Below are 21,732 nucleotides of genomic sequence, written 5' to 3' on the forward strand. Positions count from 1 at the left end.
GGAGAACGGCAATGCAGATCGACCTGAACGCCGACCTCGGCGAAGGCTGCGGCAACGACGAAGCGCTGCTGGCGCTGATCAGTTCCGCCAACGTGGCGTGCGGCTGGCACGCGGGCGACGCCGCCACCATGGTGCAGACGGTGAAGTGGGCGCTGCAGCATGGCGTCGCCATCGGCGCGCACCCGAGCTACCCGGACCGCGAGAATTTCGGCCGCACCGAGATGCAGCGCGATCCCGAGGACGTGTATGCCGACGTGCTGTACCAGATCGGCGCGCTCGACGCGATCGTGCGTGCGCAGGGGGGCGAGTTGCACCACGTCAAGCCGCACGGCGCGTTGTACAACCAGGCCGTGCGCGACCCGGCGCTGGCCCGCGCCATCGTGCGCGCGGTGCGGGATTTCGATGCCGACCTGGTGTTCTTCGGCCTGGCCGGCAGCCAGATGATCGACATCGCCAAAGAGGCCGGGCTGCGCGTCAAGCAGGAAGTCTTTGCCGACCGCGGCTACAACCCCGATGGCACGCTGGTCAGGCGCGGCACCCCCGGCGCACTGCACGAGGACGAGGAAGTCGCGCTGAACCAGACCCTGACCATGGTGCGCGAAAAACGCGTACGCGCCATCGACGGCACCTGGGTCCCGATCCAGGCCGAGACCGTTTGCCTGCACGGCGACGGTGCGCATGCACTGGCCTTCGCGCGCCGCATCCGCGAACGGCTCGGCGCCGAGGGCATTGCCATCCGCGCCGGCGACTGACGGCCCTTCAACCGACGGCGCCGCGCGTCGTCACCGTTCCTGCGTCCCGGTAGCGGCCGCCTCACGGCGCGCCGCGGCCTTCTTCATGGCGTGGCGGCGCAGGCTGACCTGCTCGAAGCGCCAGATCACATAGCAGAACGCCAGGAACGGCCATAGCCAGCCCAGCCATTGCGCCAGGCTGTTGAAGTGGATGAAGCGGCCCATGCGCCAGCCCTGCTCGGAAATCCACGCGTAGGGATTCGACGGCAGGACATTGGTCAGCGCCACCAGTGCGAGTAGCGCCACCATCGCCAGCACGGCGCGCACCCAGCGCGGCAGGTACAGCAGCAGCGCCAGCACCAGCGAGCTCGTCAGCAGCGCAAAGCGGCCGCCTTCGGACAGCCAGTTGAAGGCGCTGTCGGCCGGGAACTGCAATTCGGCCGCGGTGGCCTTGATCAGCAGCGCGGCGGCCAGCAGGCCAGCCAGGATGCGCAGCATCGGCGCGTTGCGGCGCATGGCGATCGAGGCGAACAACCCGGTGCCGATCCAGCTGCTGGCGGTCACCAGCGATTCCAGCAGTTGCTGGCTCTGCATGTCTTCGGGCCGCAGGCCGATGTGGTCCTGCCACGCCTCCAGTTGCGGGAACAGCATCTGCAGCACCTGCATCGGCCAGGACTCGGGATCGGTCAGCCATTCGCGCACGATGCCGCCCATGCCGAACAGGTGCTCCTGCGGGAAGATCTGCGCGAACGGCCACAGCATGAGCAGGATGATGGCAAAGCTGGCATGCGGCTCGAACCACGCATGGCGCAGCCGCGTCAGGCGGCCGCCGTCGATCAGCGCATGCGTGAAGGGCGCCACCACCGCGCCGCCCAGCAGCGCGCCCAGCGCATTGGTGATCAGGTCGATGTTGGAAGAGATGCGGCTTGGCAGCCAGGTCTGGAACGCTTCCATGCAGGCCGACAGCAGCGCACCGGCGACCAGCGCCACCAGCGTGGCGCGTCCGCCAGACATGCGCGGATGCAGCGACAGCACGACCAGCGCCCCGAAGGGAACGTAGCCGATGACATTGGTCAGCAGGTCGAAGTCGGTGATATAGCGCGGCTTGGGCGCGGTGACGAAGGCGAACGGCGAAATGCCGTTGTCGACCCAGCCCGAGAACGGGTAGAGGCTGGCATACACCACCAGCAGCGTGAAGCAAAGCAGCCCCACGCGGGCCAGCGGCGAATACTGGGGCTCGGCGGGTCCGGTCACAGGCGGTACCGCCGCCGGTTGCGCGGCTGGCGCCGGGGGCGGTGCGGAGGGCGGCGGGACAGCCGGCTCCATGGCAATTCTCCTTGTCTGCCTTACTTTAGCGGCAGCGTGGCGGTCCAGTCGAGCAGCGCGGCGATGGCGGCGTCGCTGGCATCGGCCAGCGCCTTGACCCCGCCGGCGCCGTCGGCGCTGGGCGCGGGACGGCGCACCTCGAAGGTCTGCTGGCCGAGCTGGCCGCGGTGGTACACGGTGGCGCGCAGGCGCACCACGCCCTGGCTGGTGGTGGCGCTGTCGAACACCTGCTCGAAGGCCAGCAGGTCTACTTTCAGCCCGGGTGCGCTGGGGTCGCCGGACCAGGCCAGTCCGCTGCGTGCCGACACCGCCTCGCGCAGGCGCTCGTCGAACAGGCGCGTCGGCGACATCACCCACCGCTGCGTGGCATAGGGTTGCAGTCGCTGCGCCTGCGCGTACAGCAGGCGGTAGTAGAGGGCATTGCCTTCGAGCCAGTCGGGTCCGTCGGTGTGCGATACGCGCAGCTTTGGCAGCGGCGTGGGCGCTGTCGTGGCCGCTGTCGTTGCCGCGTGGGCAGCGGTGCCCGCCGTGCCGCCAGGCGCGGCGGACGGCCCCAGGTCGTACGTGACGGTCGGCGTGCCGCGCGACAGCGCGCAGCCTGCCAGCACCAGCGCGGCGCCTGCCAGCGCCAGCAGCGTGGCGGCGGTGCGGGAGCGGCTGCTCCGGCATGAATTCTCGGTGGCAGGGTTCACGGCGGGGCCTCGGCGGTTATCGTTCTTCGGCATGGCGATGGGTCGTCGATACGTCAGGGGGCGAAACCCGGTTCGCCCGGGCCCGGCGCGGGCGCAGGCGCGCCGAACAGCACGCTGGTCGGGCTGTCGTTGAACTGACCGGCGGCGCGCTCGAAGCTGCGCGCGGTCTGGCGCGCATCGCGGGCCAGTCCGTTGAGCTGTGGCAGGGTCTCGTCGCTGAAGGTGCCGGCGGCCGTCTGCACCGACGCCGCCGCGCCCTGCAGGTCGCGGCCGACGCTGTCGACCGTGCGCAGCACCGTGCCATTGGGGCTGGCCAGCTCCTGCGTCAGGCGCCGCGTCGATTCCAGCGTGGCGTTGAGGTTCTCGGCCACGCGCGGCAGCCGGTTCACGGCGGGCGCGAGCGATTCCGACAGCTTCGAGTAGTCCTCGGCGGTCTTGCGCACGGATCGGATCGCCGCCATCAGTTCATTGCGGTTGGTGGTCTGGAACATGTCGTTGAGCGAGGCCATCAGCGTCTCGGCCTGCGTCAGCAGCGAATCGCCGCGCTTTTCCAGCTCTTCGAAGAAGCCCGGGCGCATGGCGATGCGAGCCACCGCCTTGGGTGAGGTGCGCAGCGGCGGCGAGGCTTCGGCGCCCGCATGCGCGGCGGTGTCGTCCAGTTGCACGTAGGCGATCCCGGTCACGCCCTGGAAGCCCAGCGTGGCATAGGTGGTGCGCGTGATCGGCGTGTCCTGGTTGACGCTGATGCGCACGATGATCTGGCCCGGCACCTGCGGGTCGAACTTGATCGACTCCACCTTGCCTACCGCCAGCCCGCGGTACTTGACGTCGGCCTGCGGCCCCAGCCCGTTGACGGTGGAGCGCGTGATCAGGTCATACGGCACGCGCACGGCGTGGTCGCTGCTGAACCAGAACAGCGCGAACAGCACCAGCACGGCCAGGCCGATGGTGAACACGCCGGCAAGGAATGCGTGTGACTTGTTTTCCATCATGCTTCTCCGGGGGGCGCCGCGGGCTGAGGGGGCTGAGGGGGCTGAGGGGGCTGAGCACCCTGCGGCAGCGCCTGCAAGGCGCGCTGGGCGCGGTCGCCCAGGAAATATTCGCGGATGAAGGGGTGGTCCACTTTCACCACTTCAGGAATCGGCGCGGCGGCGACGACCTTGTGGTCGGCCAGCACCGCGACGCGGTCGGACAGCGCCACCAGCGTGTCGAGATCGTGCGTGATCATCACTACCGTGAGGCCCAGCTCGCGCCGAAGTTCCCGGATCAGCGCAACGTAGTCGTCCGACGCCATCGGGTCCAGCCCGGCGGTGGGCTCGTCGAGGAACAGCAGTTCCGGCTCCAGCGACAGCGCGCGTGCCAGCGCCACGCGCTTGATCATGCCGCCGGACAGGTCCGACGGCATCTTGTCCGCATCGCGCGCCGACAGGCCCACCAGCTGCAGCTTGAGCAGCGCCGCCCGGCAGATCAGGTTGTCCGGCAGCGCGCGCAGCTCGCGCAGTGGCAGCGCGATATTGTCGATCACCGACAGCGCCGAGAACAACGCGCCGCGCTGGAACTGCAGCCCCCAGCGGTTGCGCAGCGCCTGCAGCTGCGCCGGGCGCAGTTTGGCCGGGTCTTCGCCAAACACCTTGATGCTGCCCGATGTGGGCCGCTCCAGCCCCACGATCTGGCGCAGCAGCACGGTCTTGCCGCTGCCCGAGCCGCCCACGATCGACAGCACCTCGCCACGCCACACGTCCAGGTTGACGTGGTCGTGCACCAGGGCCTTGCCGAAGCGCTTTACCAGGTTGCGCACCTCGATCACCGCGGTGCGTTGTGCCGGGGCCGCTGCCGATGCGGGTTCCGTTGGCGCGTTCACAGGCCCACGTCCTTGAACAGGATGGCAAACACCGCGTCGGCCAGGATCACGATGGTGATGGAGGTCACGACCGACGCGGTGGTGCCTTCGCCCAGGCTTTGCGTATTGGGCTTGATGCGCAGCCCGAAGTGGCACGCCGTGAGCGCGATCAGGATGCCGAACGCCACGCCCTTGCCCAGCCCCAGCCACAGGTTGGCCACCGGCACCGCGTCGGGCAGCTCGCGCAGGAAGAACGCGGCGCTGATGCCCAGTTGCATGCGCGCGGCCACCATGCCGCCGGCCAGTGCCATCACGTCGGTCCACGCCACCAGCAGCGGCATCGAAATGGCCAGCGCGATCACGCGCGGCATGATCAGCCGGAAGCCGTGCGAGATGCCCATCACGCGCATGGCGTCAAGTTCCTCGGTGACGCGCATCACGCCGATCTGCGCGGTAATGGCCGAGCCCGACCGGCCCGCGATCAGGATCGCCGCCAGCACCGGCCCCAGTTCGCGGATCACCGCCATGCCGAGGATATTGACGATAAACGTGCTGGCACCGAACACACGCAACTGGTTCGCCGACAGGTACGACAGCACGATGCCGATCAGGAACCCGACCAGCGCGGTGATGCCAAGCGCCTTGTAGCCGACGTTATAGATATTGGCCGAGATCTCGCGCCAGGGGCCGCGCTGCGGAACGCGCGCTAAGCGCAGCAGGTCGAGCGCCAGCTGGCCCAGCATGGTGACGCCGATGGCCAGCTGCGCGCCGAACGAAAGCACGTTGGCGCCGAACAGCGCGACCGGGTTGAAGCGGTCCACCATGTGCTTCTTCCAGCCTTCATCCTGCACCGCGGCGATGCGCTCGAACACGCGGCGCTGGCCGTCGCTGGCCTCGATCTGCTGCGGCATCTTGCCGTTCCAGGCCTGCCATAGCAGCTGTCCGCCGATATGGTCCAGACGCTGCACCTCCGCCAGCGACCATTGCGCGTGCTCCGGATCCTGCGCCAGTTCGTGCAGCTGCGAGCGCAGCTGGCGCGCCTGGTGGCAGCCGGCCAGCGCGAGCGCGGTCCAGTCGCCACGCAGCGCTACGCTGACGGTCCCGTCCCCGCGCGTGATATGGAAGTCTGGCGTTGTCTGGCGTTCCAAGGGCATGCGATGTGATGGCCGAGTCTCGATTCTAAGCCACCCGCCCGGCTGGCGCGACCGCGGCCATGCCGGGCCAGGGGGCAGGGCCGGGGGAACCGTCCCGCGCGGCTACAATGCGGCAGTCGCGCAGGCGTCATGCCTGCCAGCCCTTGTAACGCCTTTCATAACGCTTGCACCGTCGATTGCCACCAGCGCAGCTTCCCATGCCAGACGCCCCTGACACCTCTCTCACGCCCGCATCGGGCCCGTCCGCCCCCTGGCGCATTGATCCCGCCGCCCTGCGTGCCGCGCTGTCGCCGGCGCTGCGCAACTGGACGCTGGAGCTGGTCGAGGAAACCGGCTCGACCAACGCTGACCTGACCGCTGCGTGCCGTCAGGCGCCCTGGTCCGATGCCGGCTGGCTGCGCCTGGCCTACCGCCAGACCGCGGGACGCGGGCGCCTGGGCCGGCCCTGGCAGGGGCAGGCGGGCATGACCTTCTCGGTGGCGCTGCCGTTCGCACTGGCGCCGGCGCAGCTCACCGGCCTGAGCCTGGCGGTGGGACTGGCGCTGGCCGAGGCCCTCGGCGATGTCGACGCGCGCCTGGGTGCCCGCGTCGGCCTGAAATGGCCGAACGACCTGCAGATCGATGGCCGCAAGCTGGCCGGCATCCTGATCGAATCGGTGCCCGCCGGGCCCAACCGGATCTGGGCCGTCGTCGGCATCGGCCTGAACCTGGTGCGCGATGCGCAGATGGAAGTCGCGCTTGGCCGCGAACTGGCCGGCGTGGCCGAGGTTATTCCGGGCTTCGACGCCAATCGCGACACGGCGCGCCTGCTGGCCGCGGTGCTGGAGCGGCTGGCATCGATGCGCACCGCGTTCCTGGCCCACGGCTTCGGACCGATGGCGCGGCGCTGGTCCGCCGCCGATGCCTACCGCGACCAGCCCGTGCGGCTGCTGCACGACGGCAAGGTGATTGCCGAGGGCATGGCGCGCGGCGTCGACGAGGCCGGCCAGCTGCTGCTGGAAACGCCCACAGGGCTGGAGCGGGTCGCCAGCGGCGAGCTGTCGCTGCGCGCCGCGCCGGGGCAGGAGGATGGCGCATGAGCGTGCCGCAGCTGCTCATCGACATCGGCAACACGCGCCTGAAATGGGCATGGTGCAAAGCCGGCGCGCCACTGCCGGCCGGCGCGGGTTTGCCCACGCCGTGGCAGCACGGCGGCGCGGTCGCACATGCCGATGACGATGCGCTGAAGACGCTGGCCGCCGACCTGCGCGCGCTGCGCGGCAGCGGCCCGATGCCGGCGGTATGGATCACCAACGTGGCCGGCCCGGTGATTGCCGCCGCCGTCGATGCGGCGCTCGCCGACGCCTTCGGCGGCTGCGCGCCGGTGCAGTGGGTGCGCAGCACCGCGGCGCACGGCAACCTGGCCAATGGCTACCGCGAGCCCACGCAGCTGGGCGTCGACCGCTGGGTCGGCGCCATCGGCGCGCACCGCTGGCTGCCGCACGACACGCTGCTGGTGGTGACCGCGGGCACCGCCACCACGCTCGACATCGTTACCGTCGCCGCGGATGGCCGCGCACGCTTCGAAGGCGGGTTGATCCTGCCGGGGCTGGCGCTGATGCTCGGCACGCTGGCGCGCAATACTGCGCAGCTGCCGGCGCTGGAAGTGGACGAGGCCGGCACCGTGGCCGGCGCGCACCTGCGCTGGGCTGACAACACCCACGACGCCATCGCCGCCGGCTGCCTGGCCGCGCAGGCGGGGGCGATCGAACGCACCTGGCGCGCGCTGGGCGAACGGGGGCCGACGCGCTGCCTGCTGTCTGGCGGCGCACGTAGCGCGCTGGCCGGCGCGCTCGCGGTGCCTTTCGAGATGCACGATAATCTGGTGCTGCTCGGCCTGCATGCGATGGCGTCGGCCGAGGCCTAGCGGCCATCGCCTTCACCACGGAATTTCCGCACGCTCCGCCGCCGTTCCATGCCCGTCCCACGCGCCCTGCGCATTGCCCTGCTGTTGCTGTTGCTCGCCAACGCCTTGCTGCTGGTGGCGCTGGCCGGCCTGTTTGGAAAGAATCCGTTGGGCGGGTGGTTCGGCACGCCGCGCGAGCCGCACCGGCTGGAGCAGCAGGTGCGTGTCGAACGCATGCAACTGCTGCCGCCGGCACCGTCGCCCGCGGCCAATGGGACGCCGCGCGGCGCCTTGCCGGTGGTTCGGCGCCAAGGCTGAGCGCGCGGCTCAGCCGGCCTGGCGCACCTTGGTCAGCAGCTTGGTGGTGGAGCGGTCGTGCAGGAAGGGGATGGCATAGGCCTGGCCGCCCCAGCTGCGCACCAGCCGGGTTTCTTCCAGCGTATCGATGTCATAGTCGCCGCCCTTGATATAGATGTCGGGGCGCACCAGCCGGATCAGCTCGACCGGCGTCTGCTCGCGGAACATTGCCACCAGGTCGACCGATGCCAGCGCGGCCAGCAGCGCCATGCGGTCCGATTCATGGTTGAGCGGGCGGTCGTCGCCCTTGCCCAGCATCTTGACCGAGGCATCGCTGTTGACGCCGACCACCAGGCTCGCGCCCAGCGCGCGCGCCTGCGCCAGGTAGGTGGCATGGCCGCGGTGCAGGATATCGAAGACGCCGTTGGTGAACACCAGCGGACGCGGCAGCGCGGCGATGCGCGCGGCCAGCTCGGCGGGGTTGTCGGCGGGAGTCAGCTTGGATTCGAAGGCGGGTACGGACATGGGTAAGGGATCGGAAGGTGGAGGCCGGCGCTGGCGGCGCCGGCACGCTTGTCCGAATGGTACCCCGTTCGATGCGCGGTTCGCCGCCCGTCAGCGCGAGTTCGCACCTTGCTTGCCTTGCTTAGCCGACCAGCGCCACCGCCGCGTCGTTGGCGGGCAGGGGCACCGTGGCCGCGGCAATGCCGCGCAGCACCGAGACCAGTGCCTCGCGCACCGCATCGACGTGCGCCGCCTGGGCGCGGCCGCCCAGGTACAGCAGGCTGACGTCAGCCCAGGCCGGGAAGCCCTCGGGCACCTGCGCCACGTACGCGCTGTTGGCCCCGTCGATCCACGGCACGTTGAACTTCAGCACCGGCGTCACGCCGCCGCGCGAGCGCCACAGCGCGACCTGGCCGTTCCATGACGGCGCCACGGTCAGGCGGACCTGGTCAGACATATCCGCCAGGAAGCGCCGCACCGGGCTTTCGGCGTCGGCATCGTCGCTGAGCAGGGTCCAGTGCTCGGGCAGGGGGATGTCGTTGCCCGCGGCCTCCGCCTCCACGGATGGCAAGGATGGCAGCCGGATCAGGCTGCGCTGCGCCATCATCACGTGCTCGGCCAGCACGCCGCCCGCGCCCGGCAGCGCGTCCACGGTGACGGCGCAGTCGATCTGCCCCTTTGTCAGGGCCTGCCCGACCAGGCGGCCGTTGCCGATCACGCCCGAGACGATATGCACGTCCGGCAGCGCTGCCGAGAGCCGTGCCAGCACCTGCGTCAGCGCGGGATCGCCCAGCGCCATCGAGACGCCGACGCGCAAGGTCTGGCGCGGGCCGCCGCGCGGTACGCGTTCGCCCGCATTTGCCACCAGCCCGTTCCAGCGTTCCAGCATGCCGGCCGCGGCGCGTTCCAGCTTCAGCCCGTACGCGGTGGGCACCAGGCCGCCGCGCCGCTCGAAGAACAGCTCGTCGCCGGTCACGTCGCGCAGCTTGCGGATGGCGTAGGCCACGGTGGGCTGGCGCACGCCGAGCGCCTGCGCGGCGCGGCCGATGCCGCCGTAGTGCATGACCTGGACAAAGACGCCCAGGGCCTTGAAATCGATATGACGCAATCTTTACCCCTGCCAAGACGTTGCCGCGCGCCGTCGTCGCTGGCCCCGGGCCCGTACGTTGCGGGAGCGCGGCGAGGGCGCACCCGGGAAGCGGGTGGCACCTTGCCGGCGGGGCCGAGCGGCGCTGCGGATAATCGCCAGCCGCGACTGGCGGATTTTTCGGGGATGTTATCGGAATTACAGTCTATTACAAAATGATTTGCGCCAATAACTAAAGTCCGATCAATAACACATGAGGCAAAAAAGATAATCGCGCCGTGTGATTTAAGTATTTTATTTTCGGAATTAAAAGTTTTAGGAATGGCGCGCCACGGCTGGCATTGCGGCCAATGCGGGGAAGAGCTTCCGGATAACCCGGCCGTCATGCCAGCGGTGTAGTAACGGGATACCACCCGACCCGTTGCAAAATCTGGCAGGCACCGTTGTTTCCGAGTATTCGGGAATGGCGGTGCTGGCGCGCCAATGAAAAAACCCCGCCGTAGCGGGGTTTTTGTCGGGGTGGCAGCAAGCTGCCGGATCAGGCCTGTGCCGGCTGGGCGCCGCCGGCGCCGGGCAGGCGGGCGTTCAGCTCCTTGCGGTAGCGGTTCAGGTCCTGCACCGATTCAAAGGTGCGTTCGAACAGCAGCGACATATTGTGCAGGATCCGTTCGATGACCTTCTTTTCCCAGCCTTCGTCGAAGCGGATCTGTTCGTCCAGCCATTTTTCCAGCCAGTCCGGGTCGGGCAGGCGCGACTGCACGGTGTCGTTGGGGAACAGCGCCTTGTTCACGTGCAGGTTGGTCGGGTGCAGCGGCTTCTCGGTGCGGCGCGCCGATGCCATCAGCACGCCGATCTTGGCGAACGCGGCGCGCGCGGTGTCACCGAACTGGGCCAGGTATTTCTTCATGTAGCGCAGGTAGGCACCGCCGTGGCGGGCTTCGTCCTGCGACAGGGTGCGGTAGATATGCTTGATCACCGGTTCCGAGTGCCATTCGGCGGCGCGCCGGTACCAGTGGTTCAGGCGGATCTCGCCGCAGAAATGCAGCATCAGCGTTTCCAGCGGCGGCGCCGGATCGAATTCGAAGCGCACCGCGTGCAGCTCTTCCTCGGTCGGCACCAGGTCCGGGCGGAAGCGGCGCAGGTACTCCATCAGCACCAGCGAATGCTTCTGCTCCTCGAAGAACCAGATGCTCATGAACGCCGAAAAGTCGGAATCGTGGCGGTTGTCACGCAGGAACATCTCGGTCGCGGGCAGGGCGGACCATTCCGTGATCGCGTTCATGCGAATGGTCCTGGCTTGGTCGTCCGTCAGCAGGCTGGGGTCGAAGCTATCCCAGGGGATGTCCTTGTCCATGTGCCAGCGGACCGCTTCCAACGATTTGAACAGTTCGGGGTAGAGCATGGTAAGCCTTTGAAATTACGGGCAGATTCTACCAGATGCGAATTATTCTCTTCTCCCTTTTTTAGTGCGGATCGGGGCAAATGCAACGACTTTTATGGATTTTGGCGCAGTCCACTGCATATTACGGGCGATCAGCGGCGCGGCGGGCGGGCCAAGTGCCAGCAACGACGCCTGGCGGCAGGCTGCTCATGGCGAGACCGCGCCCTCGGGCAAGGCAGCGGGTGCCGTACCCGGCACCACACCGTACAGGAAGGCGGCCAGTTCGGCGGCCTGCGCTTCGGCGTCGCGCTCGCCCAGCGCCATCAGCGCCTGGGTGAACTCGGGCTCGAACAGCAGGTAGCTGGCAAAGGCGGCGCCGCGCGCCTCGGTGCCGCCCAGCGGCGCCAGCAGCGCGCGCACGGTGCGCGGCAGCTGTTTCAGGTGCTCGGCGGCGAGCGCTTCGATCGGTTCGCTCGGGGAGATCGTCATGACCTGCACCGGACGCCAGCCCTCGCGGTCGCCCGCGAGCTCCGGCATGCGTGCCAGCAGCCGGTTGATATGCAGCAGCCGCTCCAGGTCGGCGTTGAGCCCGTCCAGGAAGATGCTGGCCAGCGCCTGGCCGCCTACCTGCGCCAGCGACGGATAGCCGCCGGCGGGCACGGTGTCGAACCAGCCGGAGCGCTGGCGCGAGGCCGCGCCGATCGCCAGGACGCGCGACGCGCCCAGGTGGATGGCCGGCGAAAGCGGCGACATCTGCCGCATGGTGCCATCGCCGAACCATTCGTGATGGCCGTCGATCTCCAGCGGCATCGCCGGGAACAGGAACGGGATCGAGGCCGATGCCAGCAGGTGGTCCACCGTGATCGACGCCGGCACCGCGATGCGCTGGCTGCGGTGCCATGGATGGATACGGTGGTGCGACTGGTAGAAGGTGACGTGGCGGCCGGTGCTGTAGGACAGCGCGGTGACCGCGAACGCCTGCAGCGCGCCGCTGTCCAGGCTGGCCTGCACCCGCGCGGGCTCGAACAGCTCGCCCAGCATGCTGCCCAGCGGGGTGTTGTCGAACAGCGCGCGCGGCGCCCTGCGCTGCGTGGCCCAGCCCAGCGCCAGCGTCGACAGCCAGCGCGCGCCCGACACGCCCACGCGCAGCACGTCAGTACGATAGACGTCGTCGGCGTGGATGCCGTGCCACAGCGCACCCAGGCTTTGCGTGGCGGCCTGGAAGTCGCTGGCGTGGATGGCCAGCCCGGCACCGTTGATCGCGCCCGCCGAGGTGCCGGCGATAATGCCGAACGGCAGCCCCCCATGCGCCTTGCCGTGGCGCGCGGCGATCCGCGCCAGCCCGCACAGCACGCCGGCCTGGTAGGCGGCGCGCGCGCCTCCGCCCATCATGATCAGCGCGGTGGCGGCGGGGTTGGGGCCGCTATGGCCATTTGCGCCGTTGCGTGGGGCGGTCTGGTGTCCTGGCAGGGAATCGCGGTGCATGGCGGGGGCGCGGCGTAGCGACAGGTCAGGCGGTGCGGTGAAGCGTCATTCGTCGCCGCCGTTGTTGTCGTCCCTGGCGTCGTCGTTGCCGGTGCGCGTGGCCTTGGCTGTCTTCCCGGCAGCGGGCTTCTTTGCGGCCGGTTTCTTTGCAGCGGGCTTGGCCGCAGCCTTGGTCCCGGACTTGGCCGCACTCGTGGCGCCGTTCTTTGCCGTGGCGCTCGCCCTGGCGCCGTCGCCATTGCCATTTCCGTTGCCAGCGGCCTTGCGTGGCGCGGCGCCGGCGTCCGGCGCGGTGCCCGGCTGCGCCGGCGTGCCACCGGCACCGAAGCCGCCCATATTGAACGGCGCGATGCTGGCCGCGGCGGCGCTGCTGGCGATCTGGCTGAACTGATGCTGCAGCAGGTCCCACCACACCGCGGCGTTGGGTGCGCTTTCGGATGTGGCCTCGGCCGACGGCTCGGGCGCCGGCTCGGGCTCGCCCGCGGGCTGCGCCGCGGGCGCTTCTTCGCCCAGCCCGGTGCCGGCGCGCTGCGGCGGCGAGGCGCTGGGCGCATTGGCCGCGCGCGCCACGTTTTCCATTGCCGCCTGCATGGCGTCAGGCGAGAGCGCCTTGCCGAAGGTCTGCAGCGCCACCAGCGTGGCGCGCTGGACTTCCAGGCCCTGGATCGTGGTGCGCAGCAGGTTGGTATTGAGTTGCAGCCAGCTTTCCACGGCCTGGAGGTCGGCGATGCGCTTGTCGAGGTCGTCGAGGTCCATCGGCGGCGTCATTGCCTGCAGGCCGGGCATCAGGCCGCCGGGCATGCCGGCGCTGCCGCCCCACAGGCGGCGCATGAAGTCGAAGCTGTTGGTGAAATCGGGAATCTGTCCGAACATGGTCGCGTGCTCCGTGTGCGGCGCAGCCCGCGCCCGGATGCGGGCTGCTCGGCTGCGTCGTCGTTACCTGAATTGTGGCGGCCGCTTCTGGCGCAGGCTCGCCATGCCCTCGTGCACGTCGGGGCCGGCAAAGCCCATGAATTCGAGCGCCAGCGAGGTATCGAAGGCGGGACCGGCCATGCGCAGCCAGTTGTTGAGGGCGTACTTGGTCCAGCGGATCGCTGTCTGCGATCCTGCCGCCAGCCGGTTGGCAACCTCGAAGGCGCGCGCCACCAGTTCGTCCTCTTCCACCGCGAGCGAGACCAGGCCGATCCGCTCGGCCTCTTCGCCGCTGACCGACTCGCACAGCATCAGATAGTACTTGGCCTTGGCCATTCCGCACAGCAGCGGCCACACGATCGCGGCATGGTCGCCCGCAGCCACGCCCAGCCGGGTGTGGCCGTCGACGATGCGCGCGGTCTTCGCGGCGATCGAGATATCGGCCAGCAGCCCCGCCACCAGCCCGGCCCCTACGGCCGGGCCGTGCATGGCCGAGACCACCGGCTTGTCGCAGTTGATGACGTTGTAGACCAGGTCGCGCGCTTCGTGCCACACGCGCGTGCGGGTCTCGAAGTCGTTGGCCATGTCCTCCACCAGCGCCAGGTCGCCGCCGGCGGAGAAGCCCTTGCCCTCGCCGCGGATCAGCGCCACGCGGATGTCGGGGTCGGCGGAGACGTCGCGCCAGATCTCGGCCAGCTCGCGGTGCATGTTGGCGTCGGCGGTGGCCAGCTTCTGGTTGGCCGACTGGGCCGCGCCCATGATGATCTCGAGGATGGGGCCGTGGCGGCGCAGCGTCAGAGCCCGGTAGCGGGCGTAGCGTTCGGACAGTTCAGTGGAAGGCGAGTCGTTGGAAGCAGTCATGGGGGGCCTGTCAGGTAAGAGGCGCGAGCTGCGCGCCGGGTGCATCGCGAATTTGCCAACCAATCGGTCGGTTAATTATATGCGTATCCGTCTATGCAAATCCGGCGGCAGGACCTTCCTGACAGGCGCGGCCGGTTCAGGGCGCCGCCACCAGCTGGTCGATCGCACCAAACACCGAATGCCCCTGCGCGTCGAACATCTCGATCTTGACCGCGTCGCCGAATTTCATGAACTCGGTGGCGGGCTTGCCGTCGTCGATGGTCTCGAGCATGCGCTTTTCGGCGATGCAGCAGTAGCCCTTCTTGCGGTCGACATTGGAGATCGTGCCCGAGCCGACGATGCTGCCGGCGCGCACGTTGCGGGTCTTGCAGATATGCGCGATCAGCATGCCGAAGTCGAACACCATGTCGGTGCCGCAGTCGGGCTGGCCGACCTTCTTGCTGTTCCAGTGCACCGTCATCGGCAGGTGCACCTTGCGCTCCCGCCAGGCCTCGCCGAGCTCGTCGGGCGTGACGGCGACCGGCGAGAAGGCGGTTGCCGGCTTGCTCTGGAAGAAGCCAAAGCCCTTGCCCAGCTCGGCCGGGATCAGGTTGCGCAGCGAGACGTCGTTGGCCAGCATCACCAGTCGGATCGCGTCGCCGGCCTGCTCGGGCGTGGCGCCCATCTTCACGTCGCCGGTGATGACCGCGACCTCGGCCTCGAAGTCGATGCCGAAGGCTTCGCTGGCGCACACGATGTCGTCCTGCGGGCCGAGGAAGTCGTCCGAGCCGCCCTGGTACATCAGCGGGTCGGTCCAGAACTCGGGCGGCATCTCCGCGCCGCGTGCCTTGCGCACCAGCTCGACGTGGTTGACGTAGGCGGAGCCGTCGGCCCACTGGTAGGCGCGCGGCAGCGGCGCCATGCAGTCCTTGGGATTGAACGCGAACGGATGACGCGCGCGGCCGGCACTGAGCGCGTCGTACAGATCCTGCAGCTGCGGCGCGAAGAAATGCCAGTCGTCCAGCACGGTCTGCAGCTTGCCGGCGATATCGGTGGCGAAGTGGGCTTGCTTCAGGTCGCGCGACACGACCACCAACTGGCCGTCGCGCGAACCGTCCTTCAGGGTTGCGAGTTTCATGGGATGCGATGCGGTAGAGAGCGGGGCGTCCGCGCGGCGGACGCAGTGCCCGCTAGTCTACCGCGCCGTGCAGCGCGCCCCTGCGACAATGGCTCAGTCGACCGTGATGCCCTTGGCCTTGATCAGCTTGCCCCAGCGCTCGGCTTCCGCGCGCGCGTAAGCGGCGAATTCCTCGGGCGTGCTCGACACCGCCTCGACGCCGACGCCTTCCAGCTTCTTCTGCACTTCGGGGGTCTTCAGCGCCTTGACCAGCTCGGCGTTCAGCCGCGTGACCACCGCCTTGGGCGTGCCCGCCGGCGCCACCATGCCTTGCCAGGCATAGGCCTCGAAGTTGCTCACGCCGCCTTCGGCCACGGTCGGCACGCCGGGCAGCACCGCCAGGCGCTTGGGCGTGGCCACGCCCAGCGCGCGCAGCTTGCCGGCGCTCACGTTCTGCTGGCCCGAGGCCAGGTCCAGGAACATCAGGTCGACCTGGCCGGCCAGCAGATCCTGCACCGCGGGCGCAGCGCCCTTGTAGGGCACGTGCGTCATCTTGACCTTGGCCTGGTCCATGAACAGCTCCATGGCCAGGTGGTGCGGGCTGCCGGCGCCGGGCGAGGCGAAATTGACCTTGCCCGGGTTCTTCTGCGCGTACTCGATGGCTTCCTTCAGCGTGCGCGCCGGGAAATTGGGATTGGCCACCAGCACCAGCGGGAAGCGCGCCAGCTGACCGATATAGACGAAGTCCTTCTCGGGGTTATAGGGCAGCTTCTTGTACAGCGACGGGTTGGCCGCGAGCGTGGCGGTGTCGGCGGTCAGCACGGTGTAGCCGTCGGGCTTGGCGTGGGCGACGGCATCGGCGCCGACGATGGTGGCCGCGCCCGGGCGGTTGTCGATCACCAACTGCTTGCCCAACCCGGGAGTGATGGCCTGGGCGAGGGTGCGCGCCACCACGTCGGTGCCGCCGCCGGCCGGGTAGGGCACGACCCAGCGGATCGGTTGGGCGGGCCACTCTTCGGCTTGTGCGGGCGCGCTGGCGGTGAACAGGGCGCCGGCGGCAGCCGTAGCGGCCAGCATGAGATGGGCATAACGACGCCCAAAGAAGGGACGCAGGGGGCGCATCGGTAGTCTCCGTGTTAAAAAGGGGCCCGGCTCGGCAGGCATCGACACGTGCGCCGCCGGGTCTGTTGCGAAGGAAGTCTACCGACGGCTTAAAAATTGGTAAATCGATTTCGCTATAGTAAATTTACCTACGAACTTGCCCGGGTCTCCGGGCGCCGATTCCCCGCCCCAATCCGCCCTTGCCGCTGGTCCACGCATGTCACGCATTGCTGAAAACGAAGAAGACGACGCCAAGCTGCGCTCCGGCATCCAGTCCATCGAAGTGGGCTTCAAGCTGCTCCAGGCGCTGGCCGCCTCGCCGCGCGCGATGATGCTGCGCGACCTCGCCGCCGCCGCCGGCATGAACCCGGCCAAGGCGCACCGCTACCTCGTCAGCTTCATGCGGCTGGGCGCGGTGGCGCAGGACCCGGTCAGCGGCCGCTATGACCTGGGGCCGTTCGCGCTGCAGCTGGGACTGGCGGGGCTCAATCGGCTCGACCCGGTGAAGAAGGCGCGGCCGATCCTGTCGCAGTTGCGCGACGAGATGGATCTCACCGCCGGCATCGCCGTGTGGGGCAACCACGGCCCGACCATCGTGCACTGGGAGGAATCCAGCCATCCGGTCACGGTGAGCCTGCGGCTGGGCGACGTGATGCCGATGCTCAACTCCGCCACCGGGCGGCTCTACGGCGCCTACCTGCCGCGCAAGCAGACCCTGCCGCTGGTCGAGCGCGAACTTGGCGCGCGCGGCAACGGCGCCGTGCCGGACATGCCGGCTTCGTTGGCCGAATACGACGCGATCTGCGCCGACGTGCGCGCGCATGGCGCCGCGCGCACCCTCGGCGGCGTGCTGCCGGGCATCAACGCGTTCTCGATGCCGGTGTTCGATGCCAACGGCCACCTGGCCATGGGGTTAATCGTACTGGGCGCGCAGAGCCTGTTCGATGCAGAATGGGGCGGTACGATGGATCGTCGCGTCCGCGATATCGCCCAACAGCTCTCATCGGAACTCGGCTACCTTGGTGCCGCCCCTCCGGCCGGAGAAACCGGCCACCCCTGATCCTCGCGCCCGCGCGGGCGCGGAGTCCCCCGTCTGGCGCCGCCGGCGCTGGGTGATCGCGGTTGCGCTGGTGGTGCTGGTGCACGTGCTGGCGGTGGTGGGATTCCTGCGCATGCCGGGCCCCCTGATCCCGCTCGACGTCACCGACACCCCCACGCTGGAGGCGGTCCTGCTGCCGCCGCCCAAGCCGCCCGCCCCGCCCAAGCCGCGCCCCGCGCCGCAGCCGCGCCCGAAGCCCGCGGCGCCGGTACCGGCGCCCGAGCCGCAGCCCGAACCGCCGGCCCCGCCGCTGGCAACCAGCCCGCAAGGCCCCACCGAGATGGCAACGGGTCCCGGCGGCACCGGGGCGGCCCCGGCGCCACCCGCCGCGCCGGCTCCTGCGCCGTCTGGCGGCCCGCAGGGTGGCGTCGACGGCGTTGTCTACAGCGCGCCACCGCCCGCCACCTACCATTACGCCAGCTACGTCAACGGCGTGCAGAACCCTGATGGCCTGATCCGCTGGGAGCACGACGGCCGCCGCTACCGGCTCGCGGTGGAAACGCGCGTGCTCTGGTTCCGCTTCGCGTTCCAGAGCAGCGGGGCGCTGTCCGAACAGGGACTGTTGCCAGAACGCTACGAAGAGCACCGCCGCAACAAGGCCGAGTCATCGCGCTTCGACCCCGCCGCCGGGACCGCTGTCCTCGGCAACGGCACGCAGTCGCCGTTCCCGGCCGGGGCTCAGGATCGCTTCAGCGTATTCCTGCAACTTGTCGGCCTGGTGCGTGGCAATCCGCAACGCTATGTCACGCCCGGTGTGACGGAAACGTTCCAGGTGGCGGATACGCGCAATGTGGAACCGATGCAGGTGCAGTATGTTGGAGAGGAGGACATCGACACGGGCAGCGGTGTGGTACGTGCAAAGCACTTCTTGCGGATGCCGCGCCGCGCCAATGACCGTCGCCGGGTCGAGCTATGGCTGGCGCAATCCCTTGGCTGGATGCCGGTGCGGCTGCGGCAGACCGAACCCGACGGCACCCAGATCGACCTGGTCTACCGCGGTAACGGAAGCTAAAAGCCACGGGCCGGCGCCCAGTCGATCACCGATAACCGGCCGGGCGAATGTCAACAATCGTCAAAAGATTTGTCGCCCGGGTCAACGCCGCCGCGTTTGGCGCATTCTTACTGACAGGAGCCCAGCCATGACTGTTGCCACGCCACCCGCCGAAACGCACCGCGTCCATGCCGACGGCGCCGAGCTTTACGTGCGCATCGACGGCACCGACGGACCGTGGGTGATCCTGGCCCATGCACTGGCCGCCAGCCACGCGCTGTGGGACCAGACCGCCGCCCACCTGGCGTCGCGCTACCGCGTGGTGCGTCCCGACATGCGCGGGCATGGCGGCAGCGATGCGCCGCTGGGGCCCTACACCATGACGCGGCTGGCCGACGATGTGATCGCGGTGATGGACGCGCTGGAAATACCGCAGGCCCATTTCTGTGGCATTTCGGTCGGCGGCATGATCGGGCAGACGCTGGGGCTGCGCCATGCGGAGCGGCTGCTGTCGCTGGCTTTGGTCGCCACCAACAGCCAGACTCCGATGGAAGCCCACCCGATGTGGCATAACCGCATCGGCCAGGCCGAGGCCCATGGCATGGCCGGGATGGCCGATGCCACGCTGGAGCGCTGGCTGACGCCGGCCTTCCGCGCCGCCCATCCCGATGCGGTGGCGCGCATCCACGCCATGCTGGTGGCCACGCCGGTGCGCGGCTACGTGGGCGTGGCCGAGGCGATCATGGCTTTCGATCTCGCCGGCGCGCTTTCTCGCATCCATTGTCCTACGCTGGTAGTAGCAGGAGAGAACGACCAGGGCGCGACCGTGGCGATGGCGCAGAGCATTGCGGCCGCCATCCGAGGCGCCCGGCTGGAAGTGATGCCGCAGGCGGCGCACCTGGTGCATGTGGAGCAGCCCGAGAGCTTCCATGCGGCGCTGGACGCCTTCCTCGGCAGTGCGGCGTGCGGTGGCCAGTGCGACGTTCCGTGACAGACAACACACTGATGCACCAGGCTCAAGAAACTTGTTGAAAGGGCCGATGCCCAATCTATGCAGGCAGCAATGACGTGGCAACACAGTGACCCGCATAACTCCTTGATTTCGCGAAGGTCACCCCAAGTTTGTAGGTAAAGCCGCGGCGCCCCCCTCACGGCAACATCGACGAGGCAAGAATCACAAGGGCATGCCGCCCAACCATGACGCCCAGGAGGTGTGCCATGCAAATGATCTACAACAGCGACAATTACTGCATCGTCGAGTTCGGCGCGGATGTCGAGCAGGCGCCGCTTGAGTTCGGCGGCTATGAAATCGTCGACAAGAACCTGAAGCGCGAAATTTTCCTCGGCGGGCATCTGGCCGAAAGCTTCCGCGCCGACGTCAAGCGCCTGATCGAAAGCGAGCCATCCGTGGAGGAGGTCGACGACTTCCTCGGCAAGTTCGATAACGTCATGACGCATCCACTGGTGATGCACTGAGCGGCTTTGCGCGGCTGCCGGCCACGGCCGGCGGCACGCCATCGCGCCCGCCCTGGCGGGCGTTTTTATTTGGCGGCCCGGGTCGGCATCGTTGTCCAGTACTGTTCAGTACTGTTCCCACGGCAGCCCTTCATGCCGCCAGCCATTGAGCGTGTTGCGGTGGCGCTGCGGGTCCAGGTCGCCCTCGAAGCCGTGCAACACGTTATAGACATTCGCAAAACCCGCACCCTCCAGCGCCCGTGCCGCCGCCGTCGAGCGGTTGCCGCTGCGGCAGATCAGCAACACCGGCCGCGCTGACACATGCCCGGCCAGCTTCTTCACCATCTGCACGAAATGCGGGTTGACCTCCCAGTCCGGGCCGTCGTTCCACGGGACGTTGTGCGCACCCTTGGGGTGGCCAACGAACAGGTATTCCATCTCGCTGCGGCAGTCGATGAACAGCGTGTCGGGCGATTGCGCCAGCAAGTCGTTGGCGTCGGCGGGGGCTAGGTGTTGCATGGTAGGCTGGGCGAGGGTGCGCGGGATGAGCGGCGTGGTGACGCGTGGTGACGCGTGGTGACGAATGGTGACGGTTACGCCTCTCAGTGTAGGCGTCGACGGCCCCGGCAGGCAACCGTGGGGCACCGCAAGGCCTTGATACACCTGATAAAATCGACCCTCTTTGGCCAGCATCGGCCACAGCAGCGCCCGCCGCCGATCCTCCGATCGAGCGCCCGGCCGCCTTTCCAGAGTTCCCCGCCATGAGTGCCCCTGAATCCCGCGCGGCCGCACCGCGCCCCTACACCCGGGCTGCCGAGCTGCCCCGGCTGCTGCAAGAACGCATCCTGATCCTGGATGGCGCCATGGGCACCATGATCCAGCGCTACAAGCTGACTGAAGCGGACTACCGTGGCGAGCGTTTCACCGAACACAAGATCGACGTGAAGGGCAACAACGAACTGCTGTTGCTGACGCGCCCGCAGGTCATCAGCGAGATCCACGAGCAATACCTGGCCGCCGGCGCGGACCTGATCGAGACCAATACCTTCGGTGCCACGCGCGTGGCGCAGGAAGACTACAAGATGGCCGATCTGGCGTACGAGATGAACGTCGAGGCCGCGCGCCTGGCGCGCGCCGCCTGCGACAAGTACAGCACGCCCGACAAGCCGCGCTTCGTTGCCGGCGCCTTCGGCCCGACGCCCAAGACCGCCAGCATCTCGCCCGACGTGAACGACCCGGGCGCGCGCAATGTCACCTTCGAAGAGCTGCGCGAGTCCTACTACGAGCAGGGCAAGGCGCTGCTCGAAGGCGGCGCCGACGTGTTCCTGGTCGAGACCATTTTCGACACGCTCAACGCCAAGGCCGCGCTGTTCGCCATCGACCAGTTGTTCGAAGACACCGGCGAGCGCGTGCCGGTGATGGTCTCCGGCACCGTGACCGATGCCTCCGGCCGGATCCTGTCGGGCCAGACCGTGGAAGCGTTCTGGAACAGCCTGCGCCACGCGAAACCGGTCACCTTCGGGCTGAACTGCGCGCTGGGTGCCACGCTGATGCGCCCGTACATCGCCGAGCTGGCCAAGGTGTGCGACGCCGCGGTGTCGTGCTATCCGAACGCGGGTTTGCCGAACCCGATGAGCGACACGGGCTTCGACGAAACGCCGGAAGTCACCTCTGCGCTGGTCGAGGAGTTCGCCGCCTCCGGCCTGGTTAACCTGGTGGGCGGCTGCTGCGGCACCACCCCCGAGCACATCGCCGCCATCGCCCAGCGCGTGGCCGACAAGAAACCCCGCACCTGGCCCGGCCAGTACCGCGACGCCGCCTGAGCCCGGAGCCTT

At 68.7% G+C, this 21,732-nt stretch carries 23 protein-coding genes; 9 read left to right on the plus strand and 14 right to left on the minus strand.

The features are described 5' to 3' along the window. Positions 1–11: 11 nt before the first annotated feature. Positions 12–752: a 5-oxoprolinase subunit PxpA gene (pxpA, locus tag CTP10_RS00365; protein ID WP_116322350.1), complete on the plus strand. Its 741-nt coding sequence runs from the start codon at positions 12–14 to the stop codon at positions 750–752. Positions 753–782: 30 nt separating this feature from the next. On the opposite strand, the gene CTP10_RS00370 is transcribed toward pxpA, so the two are convergent. From CTP10_RS00370 to CTP10_RS00390, 5 genes are read right to left on the minus strand one after another with little or no spacing between them, the layout of a single operon-like run. Next, positions 783–2,057: a VanZ family protein gene (locus tag CTP10_RS00370; protein ID WP_116322351.1), complete on the minus strand. Its 1,275-nt coding sequence runs from the start codon at positions 2,055–2,057 to the stop codon at positions 783–785. Positions 2,058–2,077: 20 nt separating this feature from the next. Continuing rightward, positions 2,078–2,782, minus strand: a complete 705-nt coding sequence (locus tag CTP10_RS00375) for an ABC-type transport auxiliary lipoprotein family protein (protein ID WP_116322352.1) — start codon at positions 2,780–2,782, stop codon at positions 2,078–2,080. Between the two features lie 20 nt (positions 2,783–2,802). Beyond that, positions 2,803–3,741, minus strand: a complete 939-nt coding sequence (locus CTP10_RS00380; protein WP_116322353.1) for an MlaD family protein — start codon at positions 3,739–3,741, stop codon at positions 2,803–2,805. Continuing rightward, positions 3,738–4,610, minus strand: a complete 873-nt coding sequence (locus CTP10_RS00385) for an ABC transporter ATP-binding protein (protein ID WP_116322354.1) — start codon at positions 4,608–4,610, stop codon at positions 3,738–3,740. Before CTP10_RS00385 ends, CTP10_RS00380 begins: the two co-directional genes overlap by 4 nt. Next, positions 4,607–5,743 carry an MlaE family ABC transporter permease gene (locus CTP10_RS00390; RefSeq protein ID WP_116322355.1) on the minus strand — a complete coding sequence of 379 codons (1,137 nt, stop codon included), beginning with the start codon at positions 5,741–5,743 and terminating at the stop codon, positions 4,607–4,609. Before CTP10_RS00390 ends, CTP10_RS00385 begins: the two co-directional genes overlap by 4 nt. A gap of 197 nt (positions 5,744–5,940) precedes the next feature. Here CTP10_RS00390 and CTP10_RS00395 point away from each other — a divergent pair, with 197 nt between their 5' ends. From CTP10_RS00395 to CTP10_RS00405, 3 genes are read left to right on the plus strand one after another with little or no spacing between them, the layout of a single operon-like run. Then, positions 5,941–6,822: a biotin--[acetyl-CoA-carboxylase] ligase gene (locus CTP10_RS00395; protein ID WP_116322356.1), complete on the plus strand. Its 882-nt coding sequence runs from the start codon at positions 5,941–5,943 to the stop codon at positions 6,820–6,822. Further along, on the plus strand, positions 6,819–7,649 hold the full coding sequence (locus CTP10_RS00400; RefSeq protein ID WP_116322357.1) for a type III pantothenate kinase: 831 nt from the start codon (positions 6,819–6,821) through the stop codon (positions 7,647–7,649). The genes CTP10_RS00395 and CTP10_RS00400 overlap by 4 nt, the downstream gene beginning before the upstream one ends. Before the next feature lie 48 nt (positions 7,650–7,697). Continuing rightward, positions 7,698–7,946 carry a hypothetical protein gene (locus CTP10_RS00405; RefSeq protein WP_116322358.1) on the plus strand — a complete coding sequence of 83 codons (249 nt, stop codon included), beginning with the start codon at positions 7,698–7,700 and terminating at the stop codon, positions 7,944–7,946. 9 nt (positions 7,947–7,955) lie between these two features. Here CTP10_RS00405 and rfaE2 read toward each other — a convergent pair whose 3' ends face one another. The 8 genes from rfaE2 to CTP10_RS00445 all read right to left on the minus strand — a co-directional run bounded on the left by rfaE2 (position 7,956) and on the right by CTP10_RS00445 (position 16,328). Further along, complete coding sequence (rfaE2, locus tag CTP10_RS00410) at positions 7,956–8,450, minus strand: D-glycero-beta-D-manno-heptose 1-phosphate adenylyltransferase (RefSeq protein ID WP_116322359.1); 495 nt, start codon at positions 8,448–8,450, stop codon at positions 7,956–7,958. A 121-nt stretch (positions 8,451–8,571) separates the two neighbouring features. Next, the gene (locus tag CTP10_RS00415) at positions 8,572–9,537 is read right to left on the minus strand and encodes a LysR family transcriptional regulator (RefSeq protein WP_116322360.1); all 966 of its coding nucleotides are present in this window, start codon (positions 9,535–9,537) and stop codon (positions 8,572–8,574) included. 517 nt (positions 9,538–10,054) lie between these two features. Further along, complete coding sequence (locus CTP10_RS00420; RefSeq protein WP_116322361.1) at positions 10,055–10,918, minus strand: ferritin-like domain-containing protein; 864 nt, start codon at positions 10,916–10,918, stop codon at positions 10,055–10,057. Positions 10,919–11,104: 186 nt separating this feature from the next. After that, positions 11,105–12,289: a patatin-like phospholipase family protein gene (locus CTP10_RS00425; protein ID WP_233528319.1), complete on the minus strand. Its 1,185-nt coding sequence runs from the start codon at positions 12,287–12,289 to the stop codon at positions 11,105–11,107. Between the two features lie 138 nt (positions 12,290–12,427). Next, positions 12,428–13,255, minus strand: coding sequence for a PhaM family polyhydroxyalkanoate granule multifunctional regulatory protein (locus tag CTP10_RS00430; protein WP_116322363.1), 828 nt, complete (start codon positions 13,253–13,255; stop codon positions 12,428–12,430). 63 nt (positions 13,256–13,318) lie between these two features. Then, the gene (locus CTP10_RS00435; RefSeq protein WP_116322364.1) at positions 13,319–14,155 is read right to left on the minus strand and encodes an enoyl-CoA hydratase/isomerase family protein; all 837 of its coding nucleotides are present in this window, start codon (positions 14,153–14,155) and stop codon (positions 13,319–13,321) included. Positions 14,156–14,291: 136 nt separating this feature from the next. Continuing rightward, positions 14,292–15,272 carry a fumarylacetoacetate hydrolase family protein gene (locus CTP10_RS00440; RefSeq protein ID WP_116322365.1) on the minus strand — a complete coding sequence of 327 codons (981 nt, stop codon included), beginning with the start codon at positions 15,270–15,272 and terminating at the stop codon, positions 14,292–14,294. Between the two features lie 93 nt (positions 15,273–15,365). After that, positions 15,366–16,328: a Bug family tripartite tricarboxylate transporter substrate binding protein gene (locus tag CTP10_RS00445; protein ID WP_233528320.1), complete on the minus strand. Its 963-nt coding sequence runs from the start codon at positions 16,326–16,328 to the stop codon at positions 15,366–15,368. Positions 16,329–16,578: 250 nt separating this feature from the next. On the opposite strand from CTP10_RS00445, the gene CTP10_RS00450 reads away from it, so the two are divergent. From CTP10_RS00450 to CTP10_RS00465, 4 genes are all read left to right on the plus strand, one after another. Beyond that, the gene (locus CTP10_RS00450) at positions 16,579–17,412 is read left to right on the plus strand and encodes an IclR family transcriptional regulator (protein ID WP_199414687.1); all 834 of its coding nucleotides are present in this window, start codon (positions 16,579–16,581) and stop codon (positions 17,410–17,412) included. An 85-nt stretch (positions 17,413–17,497) separates the two neighbouring features. After that, the gene (locus CTP10_RS00455) at positions 17,498–18,463 is read left to right on the plus strand and encodes a DUF3108 domain-containing protein (protein ID WP_233528321.1); all 966 of its coding nucleotides are present in this window, start codon (positions 17,498–17,500) and stop codon (positions 18,461–18,463) included. A gap of 127 nt (positions 18,464–18,590) precedes the next feature. Next, the gene (locus CTP10_RS00460; RefSeq protein WP_116322368.1) at positions 18,591–19,433 is read left to right on the plus strand and encodes an alpha/beta fold hydrolase; all 843 of its coding nucleotides are present in this window, start codon (positions 18,591–18,593) and stop codon (positions 19,431–19,433) included. A 227-nt stretch (positions 19,434–19,660) separates the two neighbouring features. Next, positions 19,661–19,918 (plus strand): BTH_I0359 family protein, encoded by a 258-nt coding sequence (locus CTP10_RS00465; RefSeq protein WP_116322369.1) that lies wholly within the window; start codon positions 19,661–19,663, stop codon positions 19,916–19,918. A 105-nt stretch (positions 19,919–20,023) separates the two neighbouring features. On the opposite strand, the gene CTP10_RS00470 is transcribed toward CTP10_RS00465, so the two are convergent. After that, complete coding sequence (locus CTP10_RS00470) at positions 20,024–20,416, minus strand: rhodanese-like domain-containing protein (RefSeq protein WP_116322370.1); 393 nt, start codon at positions 20,414–20,416, stop codon at positions 20,024–20,026. 242 nt (positions 20,417–20,658) lie between these two features. On the opposite strand from CTP10_RS00470, the gene CTP10_RS00475 reads away from it, so the two are divergent. Next, positions 20,659–21,720 (plus strand): homocysteine S-methyltransferase family protein, encoded by a 1,062-nt coding sequence (locus tag CTP10_RS00475; RefSeq protein ID WP_116322371.1) that lies wholly within the window; start codon positions 20,659–20,661, stop codon positions 21,718–21,720. Positions 21,721–21,732 lie beyond the last annotated feature (12 nt).

The organism is Cupriavidus sp. P-10 (genome assembly GCF_003402535.2).
GTDB lineage: Bacteria > Pseudomonadota > Gammaproteobacteria > Burkholderiales > Burkholderiaceae > Cupriavidus.

Bases quoted from the DNA above. Each gene is read 5' to 3' on its own strand.
- CTP10_RS00380 (WP_116322353.1), bottom strand. From the start codon at position 3,741: ATGATGGAAAACAAGTCACACGCATTCCTTGCCGGCGTGTTCACCATC.
- CTP10_RS00470 (WP_116322370.1), bottom strand. From the start codon at position 20,416: ATGCAACACCTAGCCCCCGCCGACGCCAACGACTTGCTGGCGCAATCG.
- CTP10_RS00440 (WP_116322365.1), bottom strand. From the start codon at position 15,272: ATGAAACTCGCAACCCTGAAGGACGGTTCGCGCGACGGCCAGTTGGTG.
- CTP10_RS00430 (WP_116322363.1), bottom strand. From the start codon at position 13,255: ATGTTCGGACAGATTCCCGATTTCACCAACAGCTTCGACTTCATGCGC.
- CTP10_RS00370 (WP_116322351.1), bottom strand. From the start codon at position 2,057: ATGGAGCCGGCTGTCCCGCCGCCCTCCGCACCGCCCCCGGCGCCAGCC.
- rfaE2 (WP_116322359.1), bottom strand. From the start codon at position 8,450: ATGTCCGTACCCGCCTTCGAATCCAAGCTGACTCCCGCCGACAACCCC.
- CTP10_RS00420 (WP_116322361.1), bottom strand. From the start codon at position 10,918: ATGCTCTACCCCGAACTGTTCAAATCGTTGGAAGCGGTCCGCTGGCAC.
- CTP10_RS00445 (WP_233528320.1), bottom strand. From the start codon at position 16,328: ATGCTGGCCGCTACGGCTGCCGCCGGCGCCCTGTTCACCGCCAGCGCG.
- CTP10_RS00475 (WP_116322371.1), top strand. From the start codon at position 20,659: ATGAGTGCCCCTGAATCCCGCGCGGCCGCACCGCGCCCCTACACCCGG.
- CTP10_RS00425 (WP_233528319.1), bottom strand. From the start codon at position 12,289: ATGATGGGCGGAGGCGCGCGCGCCGCCTACCAGGCCGGCGTGCTGTGC.
- CTP10_RS00460 (WP_116322368.1), top strand. From the start codon at position 18,591: ATGACTGTTGCCACGCCACCCGCCGAAACGCACCGCGTCCATGCCGAC.
- CTP10_RS00465 (WP_116322369.1), top strand. From the start codon at position 19,661: ATGCAAATGATCTACAACAGCGACAATTACTGCATCGTCGAGTTCGGC.
- CTP10_RS00375 (WP_116322352.1), bottom strand. From the start codon at position 2,782: ATGCCGAAGAACGATAACCGCCGAGGCCCCGCCGTGAACCCTGCCACC.
- CTP10_RS00400 (WP_116322357.1), top strand. From the start codon at position 6,819: ATGAGCGTGCCGCAGCTGCTCATCGACATCGGCAACACGCGCCTGAAA.
- CTP10_RS00390 (WP_116322355.1), bottom strand. From the start codon at position 5,743: ATGCCCTTGGAACGCCAGACAACGCCAGACTTCCATATCACGCGCGGG.
- CTP10_RS00405 (WP_116322358.1), top strand. From the start codon at position 7,698: ATGCCCGTCCCACGCGCCCTGCGCATTGCCCTGCTGTTGCTGTTGCTC.
- CTP10_RS00395 (WP_116322356.1), top strand. From the start codon at position 5,941: ATGCCAGACGCCCCTGACACCTCTCTCACGCCCGCATCGGGCCCGTCC.
- pxpA (WP_116322350.1), top strand. From the start codon at position 12: ATGCAGATCGACCTGAACGCCGACCTCGGCGAAGGCTGCGGCAACGAC.
- CTP10_RS00435 (WP_116322364.1), bottom strand. From the start codon at position 14,155: ATGACTGCTTCCAACGACTCGCCTTCCACTGAACTGTCCGAACGCTAC.